The organism is Bacillus sp. A015 (assembly GCF_053851875.1).
In genome coordinates this window covers 1-14,750 of the sequence record NZ_JBSPZB010000013.1, presented here as the reverse complement: position 1 = coordinate 14,750, position 14,750 = coordinate 1, and the positions used below count along the sequence as shown (strand labels likewise).

Genomic DNA, 14,750 nt, shown 5'->3' with positions numbered 1-14,750 from the left:
GAAAATCAATGAAGCATTTTTCAATTGCAGTGATACCAGGTGATGGGATTGGGAAAGAAGTAGTACCTGAAGCAGTACGAGTATTGAAAGCGATATCAGAAGTGCATGGCAGCCTGTCTTTTTCCTTTCAGGATTTTCCTTGGAGCTGTGAATATTATTTAGAGAATGGCGAAATGATGCCAAAGGATGGATTGGATCAACTGAAAGCCTTTGACAGCATTTTCTTAGGGGCTGTCGGAGATGCCAACTTAGTGCCTGATCATGTCTCACTTTGGGGGTTGCTCATTAAAATTAGACGAGAATTTGAGCAGGTGATTAACGTCAGACCTGCAAAACAGCTGAGCGGCATTCGCTCACCGCTTGCCCAGCCAAAGGATTTCGATCTTCTTGTTGTGAGAGAAAATGGTGAAGGTGAATACAGTGAAATTGGGGGGCGTATCTATCAAGGGGAAGATCAGCTCGCGATTCAAAATGCTGTTTTCTCTAGAAAAGGAACAGAGCGTGCCATGCGCTTTGCTTTTCAATTAGCAGAAAAGAGACGAAAGCATGTGACAAGTGCAACAAAATCGAATGGCATCGTTCACACAATGCCATTTTGGGATGAAGTGTTTCAAGACGTATCAAAGGACTACCCTGAGATTACAGCAGATTCGCAGCATATTGATGCGCTCTCGGCCTTCTTTGTGACAAGACCGGAGAAATTCGATGTCATTGTAGCCAGCAATTTGTTTGGCGACATTTTGACTGATCTTGGTGCAGCCATTATGGGAAGTATTGGCGTGGCGCCAGCAGCTAATATCAATGTGAATGGCAAATATCCATCCATGTTTGAGCCGGTACACGGATCAGCTCCAGACATTGCGGGAAAAGGGATCGCCAACCCAATCGGTCAAATTTGGACCGCTAAACTTATGCTTGATCATTTCGGAGAGGAAGAGCTGGGCACACACCTCCTCGAAACCATCGAATCGGTCACAGCAGACGGCTTTTTAACCGCAGACATCGGCGGAGTCTATCAAACACAAGAGGTCACAAACGAAATCATCAAACGATTGAAGAAATAACCCGTCATTAGAACCGTGTCTCCACGTCTGCTATAATAAAAGGATGGATAGAAGAAAGAGATGTGAAACCTAGTGTCAAAAACAGTTGTATTAGCAGAGAAACCTTCAGTGGGGCGTGACCTTGCGCGTGTGCTGAAGTGTCATAAAAAAGGAAATGGCTTTTTAGAAGGAGATCAATACATTGTGACGTGGGCGCTTGGCCATTTGGTCACACTGGCGGACCCAGAAGGTTACGGAAAAGAATTTCAATCTTGGCGTTTAGAGGATTTACCGATCATTCCAGAGCCGCTCAAGCTTGTGGTGATGAAAAAGACAGGCAAACAGTTCCAAGCAGTGAAAGCGCAGCTTGCGAGAAAAGATGTAAAAGACATTGTCATCGCAACAGATGCTGGACGCGAGGGGGAGCTTGTCGCAAGATGGATTCTTGAAAAAGCGCATGTGAAAAAGCCTCTGAAACGACTATGGATCTCATCTGTCACGGACAAAGCGATTCAAGAAGGCTTCAAACGATTAAAAGACGGCAGAGAATATGATAACCTGTATCGCTCAGCGGTCGCACGTGCAGAGGCAGATTGGATTGTAGGGATCAACGCGACAAGAGCGCTGACGACCAAGTTCAATGCACAGCTCTCCTGTGGACGGGTGCAAACACCAACCGTTGCCATGATCGCAAAGAGAGAGGAAGACATTCAGCAATTTCAGCCGAAGCCGTTCTTTGGGCTGACTGCACAAGTAGACGGACTCACGTTGACATGGCAGGATGCCAAAACAAAGCAAAACCGCACATTCCAGGAGGATCTGATCAAGGAGCGCTTGGCAGGCTGCAAAGGAAAACCGGCAGTGATTGACGCGTTGAAAAAAGCAGCCAAAAAGGCCTTTGCTCCAGGGTTATATGACCTGACAGAATTGCAGCGTGATGCCCACAAACGCTATGGCTTTTCGGCAAAAGAAACACTGTCTACTCTTCAGCGGCTGTATGAGCAGCATAAGCTCGTCACTTACCCGCGTACAGATTCCCGTTTTATTTCAGCGGATATCGTTCCCACATTAAAGGATCGGTTAAAAGGAATGAACGTCAGACCATATGCACAGCATGTGAACCGTATTTTACAATCAGGTATTAAAGCGCACAAAGGCTTCGTCAACGATGCCAAAGTGTCGGATCACCATGCGATCATTCCAACCGAGGAAGAGCTGTACCCTGGTGCATTAAGTGATAAAGAGCGTAAATTATATGACCTGATTGCCAAACGATTTCTTGCGGTACTCATGAACCCTTTTGAATACGAGGAGACAACTGTTATCGCAAAGATAGGCAGTGAAACATTCACAGCAAAAGGGAAAATCGTTCAATTAGCTGGCTGGAAAGCCGTGTACGATGATTCCTATGAAGACGAGGAATCAGCCGAAGCAGATCAGCATCTGCCGCTACTCTCAGAAGGCCAGTCCCTTGAAGTACGACTTCTGAAAGAAACAAAAGGAGAAACAAAGCCTCCTGCACGTTTCAATGAAGCAACCCTTTTATCTGCTATGGAGAATCCAGCGGCATTTATGCAGAACCAGGAAAAGGACTTAGTGAAAACCCTTGGTGAAACCGGTGGTCTAGGGACGGTAGCAACAAGAGCTGATATCATTGAAAAGCTCTTTAATAGCTTTTTAATTGAGAAAAAAGGCAAAGACATCTTCATCACATCGAAAGGGAAACAGCTGCTCTCTTTAGTGCCTGAAGACTTGAAGTCTCCTGCGTTAACAGCAGAATGGGAACAAAAGCTTTCGAAAATTGCGAAAGGCCAATTGAAAGCTTCTCAATTCATGAGTGAAATGAAGTCATATGCAAAACAAGCTGTATCTGAAATCAAACAGACGAACCAAACCTTTAGGCATGACAACGTTACTGGAACCCATTGTCCGGATTGCGGAAAACTTATGCTGAAAGTGAACGGAAAAAATGGCACAATGCTTGTCTGTCAGGACAGAGAATGCGGACACAGAAAAAACGTGGCGAAGAAAACAAATGCACGCTGCCCGAACTGTCATAAAAAACTCGAGCTGCGCGGAGAAGGCGATGGCAAAATCTTTGCTTGTGTGTGCGGTCATAGAGAAAAGCTGTCTGTTTTCGAAAAACGCAAATCACAATCCAATCAAAAACGAGCTAGTAAGCATGATGTATCTAAATATATGAAGAAACAAAAGAAAGTGGAAGAGCCGATCAATAACGCACTAGCTGAACAATTAAAGAAATTAAAATTAGATCAATAGTTGTGTAAAAACCCATGCGAGGCCGCATGGGTTTTTCAGTGCAATCAAGCATATCGGCATATTTTTTTTCTGAAAATGGGAATGCATATGCGAAAAGACTCGTAATTTGGTATAAAATATTTATTTGAATTTAAACAGAAACGCTCTATAATAAATCGTTAGATGCTAAGAGAACTGGGAGTTGAAAGGGGGACACGAATGGATACACCCATACATCGTACGGCTATCGTTATATTCATTGTCATTCTACTAGGCGGATGTACCTGGAACCAGGAGAAAGAGCCAGCTCATCCAGAATCAGCACAGCCTGTATTGCCAGGAGAATATTTCATCAATCATCACTTAATGACAGATCAGGGCATGATCCGCACCTCTTTTGCAGAGCAGAACCTCTATTTATCTGAATCGCTTGGACTTTGGATGGATTATCTTGTTCTAAAAAAAGATCAAGCCTCTTTTGATCAACAGGTAGACGTTCTGCACACTCAATTCTTACTAGATCATGATCTCCTCAGCTGGCAAATTGAATCTCATCAAAAAAGTAAGGTCAATGCTTTAGTCGATGATTTACGTGTAGTGGCAGCACTTCAAAAGGCAGATCAACTGTGGCAGAAGTCAGCATATGAGACCACATCGAAAGAAATCGCACAAGCGTTAAAAGACAACAACATGTTCAAGGGCATACTCACCGATTATTATGATGCATCGACAAAGCAAACTTCACACACAATCACACTCTCATATATGGACCCAAAAGCAATCAAAGAATTGGTATCCCTCCAAATATTCACGAAACAAACGATGAGCAACCAATTGGCCATTCTAAAAAATGCACCGAGACAAAAAGGATTCTTTCCTAAATCCTATGACATAGCGAAAAAAGCCTACTCATTTGATCGAGAAATCAACTTGATTGATCAACTTTATACGGCTCTCCATGCCGAACGTGCACAGGTTGATACATCAGCGATCATGAAATGGCTGAAAACAAATTTTCAAGAAGAAGGAAAATTGTACGGACGATATGAACTAAGCACTTTGAAGCCAGCTGTGACGTATGAATCGCCCTCGGTATATGCACTGGTGATCTTATATGCTCTCAATCAAAACGAGCTGGATTTTGCAAAAGATGTCTATTACCGAATGAAAGAATTACAAATCCAAGATCCTCTTAAGCCCTATTACGGAGGATACATGAACGAAAAAGACACACACTCTTTTGATAACTTATTGCCTCTTATTGCAGAAAGGGAGCTTCTAAATGAATCGGTTATTCAGTAACACGTATCGCTTGTATTATTCTCTGCTCCTCACGTTTGCAGGTCTTATTTTGTTTATGGGCTACTTAAACGTACATGATGCGGAGAGTTTCATGATCATCTCGTTGACATTTGTCGTGTTAGGATGCGGCATTTTATTTGGTATTTTACCAGCATTAACTTTTACCTTACTTATTTTGTTTTTTATAGGAAGCGTCATGTTCTTTTCAGAGCTTAGACTCACGAATCTGCTCTTTTCCAATCAAACATTGCAAGATGTTGTGATCTGGGGTGTGGCACTTCTCTTTTTCGCTATTTCAGCAGGGAACATGCATGAGCGTATCAAGACGATGCGTCACACCATTGAACAACAAAAGCAGGCCATCAAACAATTTGTGGCGATTGACTCAACAACAGGATTTGACAATGCAGAGCGGATGAAGCTGGAGTTGTCCGAGGAAATGAAACGGGCAGAACGATACAAACAGCCATTTGTCTTCATCCTTCTTCATATGCACTACGCAGCGGAATTCAAATCATTATATGGAGAAAAAGAAATGCAGCACCTTTTTCAGCAATTGAGTATCAAGATCCGCGAGAGTGTGAGAGAAACCGATAAGAAATTTCGAATATCCGAAGAACGAATGGGTCTGATGCTCACCCACACACCTGAGGAAAACGTCTCTGTTGTTCTTGATAAGCTAAAGGATAAACTGCAAACGCATGTCTTACTAAACGGTCGTGAAGTGACCCTGACATTCCATGTCTGTCATTTAACAAGCAGCTCGGACTATCGAACACCAGAGCAATTTTTAGAAGAACTAGAAAACGAGATGATAATGAATGAACTTTAATCCTTTGATGAAATGCAGTTTGTTGATCGCTCTTTTTTCCATGCTCTCGTTCAAACATATAGCTTTAGCCGATGCTCTTGTCACGCAGCCGGATACCCTCATTATTTATTCGACAGAATCGGGGGAAGCGACTCCAGCTGTTCATATGCTTGATTTACTCGTCGGTCATTTTTCCAAACAAACGACAGTGTTATCAGATGAACAAACCGCTGAAAAAAAGCTCAATGAATTTCAGCAAGTCATCTATATCGGTGAAGTAAAGAAAACCTTGCCAAAACAAACCATTCGTGCGATCAACGAATCAAAACGTCTAATGGCCATTGGATACAATGCGGAACAGCTTCGCACGTTCTCCAAGCTCACTTTTCAAAAACAAGATCACACCAGTCAAATCAAACATACACATGATCAGACCTACCGTCAGCTGGAGAGAGGTATCACAGCGCTAACGGTTCAAGGGGCAGATCTGCGAAGTGAATTTCTATTGAAGAAAAATCAAGCTGCTCTGCCATTTGTGGTTCAAACAAAAGAAAATGCGGCATATATCGGAATTTTAGATGTAGTGCAGCACAACAAGCTTCTTGCAGAAGTGCTAGAAACACTCCTGCCGTCTTCTGATCAAATGACGACAAAATACTTACGGCTGGGGAATATCAGTCCAGTCACTGACGAGAAGAAGTTGCTTGAACTTGGACAATACGTATCCGCCCGGCATATTCCTTTTCTGATAGCGGTGACCCCAGTATGGATTGATTCGGCAACAGGTGATGAAGTGACACTGAGTGACCGACCTCAGCTTGTGCATGCGTTAAAACAATTGCAAAGCAATGGAGCTAGCGTGATCCTTCATGGATTCAGCCGTACGTATCGAACCGAGGAATCTGGTCAAGGCTTTGAGTTTTGGGATGCAAAGTACGATCAGGCCATTACTTCAAATGAACCGAAGGAAGCCGAAAAGAAGCTGAGTAAAAGCCATTTTCCGAATGAAAAAGACTTCGATGCTTATACCAAATCCGCTCTGCACCAAGAAGTCATCTATACAGAAGAAAAGCTGACAAAAGGCATTGAGCTTCTAACACAGCAAGGACTATATCCACTTGCATTCGAGGTGCCGCATGATGCCATATCTCAACAAGGCTATCAAGTGATTTCTCGGCATGTTTCAAGTCTCTTTGGGCAGGTGCAGCTTTCGGACCGCACATGGAAAACAAGTGGTGCACCGCCATTTATGACGACACCAGCCATGCTCCATGGCATGACCTTATATCCTGAACAGCCTGTGGATATAGCGTCTGGCCAAGAGGATTCAAACGTTCTGACGGAACAGACGATTCAATCCATGCAGCATCTTCAATCTGCCACGATTGGGATGTCCTATGATGTGGAATCGGGGGTAGATGGTTTACAGGATCTGATGACACAGATGGAGGCGATCCCTTCTAGTGAATGGTTGGATTTAAAGAAAACAAAACAGACTGTCCAAACCGCACATGTACAGATCCAAACATCAGGTAATGGACATATTCAAGTACAGCAATCCAACATAGCAGACACAAAAACAGTCAAAAGGAGCGGCATGGAAAATATGCTGCGAATTCTCACAGTGGTGGTGCTGCTATTTATTGTGGCATTTGCTTTTTACACATTGTATTTAAGGCTGACAATGAAAAAACGAATTTTTAAGGAGAGAAAATCAGGTGGCTGATGTTTTATTTTATCTTTCATTAATACTGATTTGGATCATGCTCCTATACCATATGTTTCTGATGCAGGGCGGCTTTCAGCACTATCTCACCTACGAAAAAGTGCTGCCTAAATGGACGAAACAAGGGAAAGAGCTGCCGACAGTCAACATCCTTATTCCTGCTCATAATGAAGAGGTAGTCATTCGGCAAACGTTAAAAGCCATGGTTCAGCTATCCTATCCAAAACATCTTCTTGAAATCATTGTGATTAATGACAATTCCTCTGATCGCACCGGAGACATCGTACAATCATTCAGTGAGCAATATGATCATGTCCATATGATTGAAACGAAGCCGCCATTTGCAGGAAAGGGGAAATCCACTGCACTGAATGAAGGCTTGAAGGCTTCTACAGGAGAAATGATTTGTGTATATGATGCAGATAACATGCCTGAACAAAAGGCTGTCTATCATTTAGTTCTTGGGTTATTGAATGATCCAAAAGCTGGCGCTGTTGTCGGGAAATTCAGGGTCATCAATGCAGCCAAAAACCTGCTTACCAAATTTATTAATATTGAGACCATCTGCTTCCAATGGATGGCGCAGGGCGGGAGATGGAAGTGGTTTGGGATTGCGACAATACCAGGCACAAACTTCGCGATCCGCCGGCACATCTTAGAAGAGCTTGGCGGCTGGGATGTGCATGCTTTGGCCGAGGACACCGAATTAACGATCCGTGTATATAACCTTGGATATATAATTCGATTTTTCCCTGCTGCGATCACCTGGGAACAAGAGCCTGAGACATGGAAGGTCTGGTGGCGGCAGCGAACGCGCTGGGCTAGAGGCAATCAATATGTTGTCCTTAAATTTTTAAGGCAGTTTATGAAGCTGAAACGAAAACGAATGATTTTCGATTTATTTTATTTTTTCTTTACGTATTTCTTGTTTTTCTTCGGTGTGCTGCTTTCAAATGGCATATTTATCGTGAACTTATTTGTTGACCTTCACTTATCTGTAGGGGCTGTCGCACTGATTCTATGGGGATTAGCCTTCTTCCTCTTTCTAACAGAAGTGATGATTACATTGAGTATTGAGAAAACAGAGCTGACCAAACAGAACATTCTCATTGTGGCTCTCATGTACTTCACCTATTCTCAAGTATGGATTGCGCTTGTTGTGTACTCCTTATGTGTAGAGGCAAAGAGCCGATTATTGAAACAAGAAGTGAAATGGTACAAAACTGAGCGTTACGATCAACAACAAAAGAAAAGCGGGTGATAAATTGAAATCGGTAAAATGGATAATTTTTATATTGGCATTATCCCTTGCCATTCAGCCTTTTTTCATGGCAGGTCAAGCAATGGCGCAATCAAATCAAGTGCAGGTGAAAGATGATTGGGTACGTGCATCAAAAGGAAGTAAAGCAGAAACGCAGCATCTAACAGAAGATGTGGTGACCTTATACGGACAAGAAGACCGCACTGAATTTTCCTATCAAGTTGAGAAAGAAAAAGTAGAGTCTAGCACTCTTACATTGAATATAGAGGCTTCACTATTACTCATTTCGCCATCCTCATTCACTGTTATGGTTGATGGAGAGATTAAAAAGACGATTCCCGTTTCAGGGAAAAACCAAAAGAAATCGATTCAAATCAAATTAAACAAAGCGCAATTGAAAAAAGGATCTCATCGGATTCAGCTCGCATTTTACGGTGTCTTAAAAGAAGGTGTGTGTATCAATCAAGAGACACCTGCCAATTGGCTGAAGGTATATCCTGAAAGTAAGCTGGCATTCAAAGGCATTCAAACGAAAGACCTCACATTAGACAGCTTCCCATCACTTTTCATTCAAACAGGTGATCAGAAAGAGCAAACAAATATTGTGCTTCCAAATACACCAGATGAGGCTGAATTAGAAGCAGCCATCAAGGTATACCGTACGTTGAAAAACAAAGACCGCCTAGCGGACATCAAACTCATTCAGGAGAAGGACAGCAAGCAAATCGCGCATCCAACCATTGCTATTGGGGCGAAAAGAAGCTGGGATGGAAGGATCAAATCGATTGAACAAACTGCGAAAATCAAAACAGAAAGTAATCATCTCACGTTAGCGGTAAGAACCCTGACAGCAAAGAAAAAAGAACAGCCCGTCTTATTTGTCACAGCTGACCAGCCAAGAACAATTGCTGAAAAAATCAATGTTCTCACTCAACCAGAACTGACAGGTCAACTTACTGGTACGGACTTAATGCTTCAAAAGGTCGCAGCTAAAACCTCTAAGCCATCTCACCATATCCGTTTAAAAGATTTTGGCGGAGATGATGTCACTGTTGGGACCAAAAAGACGGCTTCTGATCACTACTATTATCCGAGAGCATTGATTGCTAACCGAAAATCAGGCGCCAAGCTAAATCTGTCATTTAAAAAATCTGATGCAGCGAACAAAGCAGAACGCCTAACTGTTATGATCAATGACGAACCGCACGACGTACCATTAACAAAACTAGGAAACAAAGATGAGAATGGATTCTATCATGTGTCTATTCCAGTCGATTCACACGTACTTCAAAAAAATGAATATATTGATTTGCAATTTGTCACAACTGGTTTTAAAAACATGGAATCCTGCAGACATACGGATGAAGAAGGCTGGATTTTCATTGACAAGAACAGTTCTCTTCAAATTCCAGAAGGAACAACTAGTGATACACCGGATTTAGCTGTATGGCCGCTTCCTTTCACTTCAAAGGCTCAGCAAGAAAAAACATTGATCATCATGCCGGATCAAATCAACCGTGAAACGATCAATCAAATGGCGATGCTCACAGAATCATTTAGTCAGCCAGCAGCTGCTCAATATCATTTGATCAAAGCCTCTAATGTGACAAACGAACAATTGAAGAATCACTCTCTCATTTTCATCGGGGGCATTCAAACGTTCTCTCTTTTAAAAGAAAAAGCGAATGATCTGATCGTTCCGACGAAAAAGGAACAATATGATGTATCCTCTTTTGGCATGATCAACGAAACAACTGCTCGTATTGTATGGACGCAGCCATCTGTTTGGAATAAAGAACAGACAATGATAGTCTTTTCAGGAATGAATGCAGCTGAAGCTGATGTGTCAAATGAAGTGATTCATTTCCTCCAAACAAATACAGAGACCGCAACAGTTGCGATAGAGAGCAAAAACAAAGACATGTTCTCTAATCATCAAACGATCAGCAGCACATCAAGCAATCTGAAAATAGGTGCAAAACAAAGCAGCAGTGAGTCTTGGATCTACTTTGCATGTATAGCTGCGCTCATCATTTTTGTGCTAGTGATGATTATCTATTTCTTACGAAAAAACCGCAAAAAGACTGAGTCATAAACGATCAAAAGACCTTGAAAAAATCTCTTTACTTTGGTGTCGAACGGGAGTATGATCTCTTTTATAAAAGACCAATCGCTGAATCATTTCGATGAGCGGGGGAACCAATTGTGGTATAAAAACCACGTGGGGTGAATCCTTTTCAGGTAGGGCAAAGTCTCATGCGCCCGAATCCGTCAGCTAACCTCGTAAGCGTTAAAGAGAGCAAAGACCAACCTGTGATCTAAACAATAGGCACAGGGGCATTCTATTGCCTCTGTGTCTTTTTGGCGATCGATCTTCTGTAACTTAAATCGTTTGACACTAAAGGAGCGGGCATCACATGTACAGTTTGATGAAGCGTATTTTAATTGGTAAACCATTAAAATCACAGGCAGCAGGAGAACAAAAACTATCAAAAATCAAAGCTTTGGCATTATTGTCATCAGACGCATTGTCATCAGTTGCATACGGTACAGAACAAATCTTGATTGTTCTATCAGTCGTCAGTGCGGCAGCGTTTTGGTACTCACTCCCGATTGCAGGTTGTGTATTCATTCTTTTAATGGCGTTAATTCTATCTTACCGCCAGATTATCTATGCTTATCCAGAAGGCGGCGGGGCATATGTCGTCTCTAGCAGGAACTTAGGTGAAAAACCAGGGCTGATCGCTGGTGGATCATTGCTGGTAGATTATATTTTGACTGTAGCAGTGAGCATTTCAGCGGGTACCGATGCCATCACATCAGCTTTTCCAGCACTATATCCATACCACGTCATGATCTCAATCGTTCTGGTCTTAGTGATTATGGTGCTAAACCTTCGTGGATTAACAGAATCGGCATCTATTTTAGCTTATCCTGTATACCTGTTTGTCTTTTCACTTCTCATTTTAATTGGGGTTGGCGGCTTTAAACTATTAACAGGGGAAGTACCACCAGCACCTGAGCATACGGCGTTAGGCACACATGTATCAGGCATTACATTATTTCTTTTATTAAAAGCATTTTCATCTGGTTGTTCTGCTCTGACAGGAGTTGAAGCCATTTCAAATACCATTCCATCCTTTAAAAAACCAGCTGCACAAAATGCAGCCAGAACGCTATTGATGATGGGTGGATTACTGGCCGTTTTATTTGTAGGTGTGACTCTGCTTGCGTTTGGTTTTGGCATCTCACCAAAACCGGAAGAAACCGTTGTGTCACAAATTGCATCAGATACATTTGGGCGTACATTTTTCTATTATGTCATTCAGGCTGTCACGGCTTTAATCTTGATACTAGCGGCAAATACCGGATTTTCAGCCTTTCCATTATTGGCTGTCAACTTAGCAAAGGATAAATATATGCCGCGCATGTTTACAGTAAGAGGAGATCGACTTGGTTACTCCAATGGCATTATCTTTTTAGGCGTAGCCTCTATGCTGCTCATTTGGTTGTTTGGTGGGAAAACGGAACACCTGATACCACTTTATGCTGTCGGTGTGTTTATTCCATTTACCTTGTCTCAGACAGGCATGTGTGTGAAGTGGATTCGGGAAAAACCACAGGGCTGGAAAATGAAAATGCCAATTAATATAGTGGGAGCACTTATTTCTTTCACGGTTCTCATGATTCTCATTTTGACCAAGTTCCATCTTGTATGGCCAGTTTTTATTTTCATGCCAATCGTTCTATTTATTTTTCATTCCATCAAAAAGCATTACCTGTCTGTAGGAGAACAATTACGTTTATTGAATGAAACAGAGCCTGTGGAGATCAAAGGAAATGTGGTCATCGTACCAATAGCAGGTGTAACACGTGTCGTCGAACAATCTGTTCAATATGCAAAATCCTTATCAGAGCAGGTCATAGCGGTTCATGTCTCCTTTGATAAAGAGCAAGACAAGAGGATTGAAGCAGATTGGGAAAAGCTGAATAGTGATGTGCGTCTTGTGATTTTACATTCGTCTTATCGAAGTCTCATTCACCCTCTTGATAAATTTCTTGAAACGATTGAGGCAAAAGCAAATGCGCATCAATACAAAGTGATGGTGCTCGTGCCTCAATTTATCCCGAAAAAAAGATGGCACACCATCTTGCATAATCAATCTGCTTTTTTATTAAGATTCCGTTTGTTATGGAAGCGGGATATTGTTGTCGCCACCCTTCCATATCATTTTAAAAAGTAACAGGAGCAAGTTGAAACGTTTGATCAAAAGGGTGCGGTGGTATGGAGTAAGAAAAAAGGGGTTTTCTCACATGCCGCAAAGAACCGCAGGAAAAGAAGTAACAGCGCTACTGGTTGAGTGGGGCGTGAAACATATTTATGGAATGCCCGGCGACAGTATAAACGAATTGATTGAAGAACTAAGGCATGAATCAAGCCAAATACAATTCATACAAACGAGACATGAAGAAGTGGCAGCACTTTCAGCAGCAGCTGATGCCAAACTAACTGGTAAACTCGGTGTTTGCTTATCAATTGCTGGACCAGGTGCTGTCCACTTATTAAATGGACTATACGATGCAAAAGCAGATGGTGCGCCCGTTTTAGCGATTGCAGGGCAGGTTGCTTCGACCGAAGTAGGCAGAGACGCATTTCAAGAAATCAAATTAGAGCGGATGTTTGACGACGTAGCTGTTTTCAATCAGCAGGTACAAACAGCAGAGGCTATGCCAGACTTATTAAATCAAGCCATCAAAGCAGCTTATACTCATAAAGGCGTGGCGGTTCTCACTGTATCAGATGATTTATTTTCTCAAAAAATTAAGCGTAAACCTGTTTATACATCTCCTCTTTATATAGAGGGGGAGGTGCGGCCAAAGAAAGATCAACTGTTAAAGGCTGCTCAGCTCATTAACAATGCGAAGAAGCCAGTCATCTTAGCAGGTAAAGGATTAAGAAATGCGAAAGAAGAGCTTCTTTCATTTGCAGAAAAGGCTGCTGCACCTATCGTAATCACACTTCCTGCAAAAGGAGTTGTTCCAGACAGGCATCCGTACTTCTTAGGAAACCTAGGTCAAATTGGAACGAAGCCGGCATATGAAGCGATGGAAGAATGTGATCTCTTAATCATGCTTGGAACCTCCTTCCCATATAGGGACTACTTACCGGAGGATACACCTGCTATTCAATTGGACATAAAGCCAGACCAAATCGGTAAAAGGTATCCGGTAGAAGTGGGAATAGTAAGTGACAGCAAAAGTGGTTTGCATGAACTGACCTCCTATATTGAATACAAAGAGCAGCGTGGTTTTCTTGAAGCTTGCACAGAGCATATGATGAAGTGGCGAGAAGAAATGGATAAGGAAAAATCCGTTGCAACATCACCACTTAAACCGCAGCAAGTCATCGCTAGATTAGAAGAAGCAGTCGAAGACGATGCCATTCTTTCAGTTGATGTCGGTAATGTGACTGTATGGATGGCACGTCATTTCGAAATGAAAAAACAAGATTTCATTATTTCCAGTTGGCTTGCAACAATGGGCTGTGGTTTACCTGGGGCGATTTCAGCTAAGTTAAACGAACCGAACCGCCAAGCTATTGCTGTCTGTGGTGACGGAGGCTTCACAATGGTCATGCAAGACTTCGTCACAGCTGTAAAATATAAACTGCCGATCGTTGTCGTGATCTTAAACAACAACAACCTTGGAATGATTGAATATGAACAACAGGTAAAGGGAAACATCAATTACGGTATAGAGCTAGAAGATATTGACTTTGCAAAATTTGCAGAAGCATGTGGCGGCAAAGGAATCTCAGTGTCATCACATGAAGAACTGGCACCAGCCTTTGATACAGCACTTCAATCGGATAAACCAGTCATTATTGATGTCGCTGTAACCAATGAACCGCCATTACCTGGGAAAATTACTTATACACAAGCAGCAGGCTTTAGTAAGTACTTATTGAAAAAATTCTTTGAAAAAGGTGAACTGGATATCCCTCCACTCAAGAAAAGTCTAAAACGCTTTTTCTAAACACACCGTAGTCGGTCCTCTGAAAAGGGGGCTGACTTTTTTTATGATGAATAAGCAAAATCATTTCAATTGTCACTTGTTTTATTTTCTCTAAAAATATTCGGCAATTATTTTTGTAACTTATAGCCTATTTTTCCAATTAACTGAGAAAGGTAAAATAGACTTTATGATCAATAATGGAGGGAGTGGCTTTTTCTGGGCAAGATACTTGATGCAAAAGCACTAACAAGTGCCATGGACACAAGGGCAAAACATTATCAGGCACTCCGTGAAGAAATGACCGATTTGAAAAAAGCTTTACAGGGCGTGGCA

The 14,750-nt window shown here is 42.1% G+C and carries 9 protein-coding genes and 1 riboswitch; all 9 genes read left to right on the top strand.

The window, feature by feature from the left end; translation table 11 throughout:
- Nucleotides 1-8: 8 nt before the first annotated feature.
- The 9 genes from ACSLGF_RS12035 to ACSLGF_RS11995 all read left to right on the top strand — a co-directional run bounded on the left by ACSLGF_RS12035 (nt 9) and on the right by ACSLGF_RS11995 (nt 14,438).
- Nucleotides 9-1,064 (top strand): tartrate dehydrogenase, encoded by a 1,056-nt coding sequence (locus tag ACSLGF_RS12035; RefSeq protein WP_456005703.1) that lies wholly within the window; start codon nt 9-11, stop codon nt 1,062-1,064.
- A 72-nt stretch (nt 1,065-1,136) separates the two neighbouring features.
- Nucleotides 1,137-3,323 carry a DNA topoisomerase III gene (locus ACSLGF_RS12030; RefSeq protein WP_456005702.1) on the top strand — a complete coding sequence of 729 codons (2,187 nt, stop codon included), beginning with the start codon at nt 1,137-1,139 and terminating at the stop codon, nt 3,321-3,323.
- Nucleotides 3,324-3,521: 198 nt separating this feature from the next.
- A complete protein-coding gene (locus ACSLGF_RS12025; RefSeq protein WP_456005699.1) occupies nt 3,522-4,604 on the top strand; it encodes a glycosyl hydrolase family 8 in 1,083 nt (360 codons plus the stop codon).
- Complete coding sequence (locus ACSLGF_RS12020; RefSeq protein WP_456005697.1) at nt 4,585-5,436, top strand: diguanylate cyclase domain-containing protein; 852 nt, start codon at nt 4,585-4,587, stop codon at nt 5,434-5,436. The genes ACSLGF_RS12025 and ACSLGF_RS12020 overlap by 20 nt, the downstream gene beginning before the upstream one ends.
- On the top strand, nt 5,426-7,141 hold the full coding sequence (locus ACSLGF_RS12015) for a DUF2334 domain-containing protein (RefSeq protein WP_456005695.1): 1,716 nt from the start codon (nt 5,426-5,428) through the stop codon (nt 7,139-7,141). The genes ACSLGF_RS12020 and ACSLGF_RS12015 overlap by 11 nt, the downstream gene beginning before the upstream one ends.
- Nucleotides 7,142-7,178: 37 nt before the next feature.
- Nucleotides 7,179-8,402 (top strand): glycosyltransferase family 2 protein, encoded by a 1,224-nt coding sequence (locus tag ACSLGF_RS12010; RefSeq protein WP_456005851.1) that lies wholly within the window; start codon nt 7,179-7,181, stop codon nt 8,400-8,402.
- Nucleotides 8,403-8,406: 4 nt separating this feature from the next.
- Nucleotides 8,407-10,497, top strand: a complete 2,091-nt coding sequence (locus tag ACSLGF_RS12005) for a cellulose biosynthesis cyclic di-GMP-binding regulatory protein BcsB (protein ID WP_456005692.1) — start codon at nt 8,407-8,409, stop codon at nt 10,495-10,497.
- Nucleotides 10,498-10,563: 66 nt separating this feature from the next.
- Nucleotides 10,564-10,707: riboswitch (cyclic di-AMP (ydaO/yuaA leader) on the top strand.
- Between the two features lie 112 nt (nt 10,708-10,819).
- Nucleotides 10,820-12,646 carry an APC family permease gene (locus ACSLGF_RS12000; protein ID WP_456005690.1) on the top strand — a complete coding sequence of 609 codons (1,827 nt, stop codon included), beginning with the start codon at nt 10,820-10,822 and terminating at the stop codon, nt 12,644-12,646.
- 70 nt (nt 12,647-12,716) lie between these two features.
- Entirely contained in the window at nt 12,717-14,438 is a 1,722-nt protein-coding gene (locus ACSLGF_RS11995) for a pyruvate oxidase (protein ID WP_456005688.1), read from the top strand.
- The last annotated feature ends 312 nt before the right edge of the window (nt 14,439-14,750 follow it).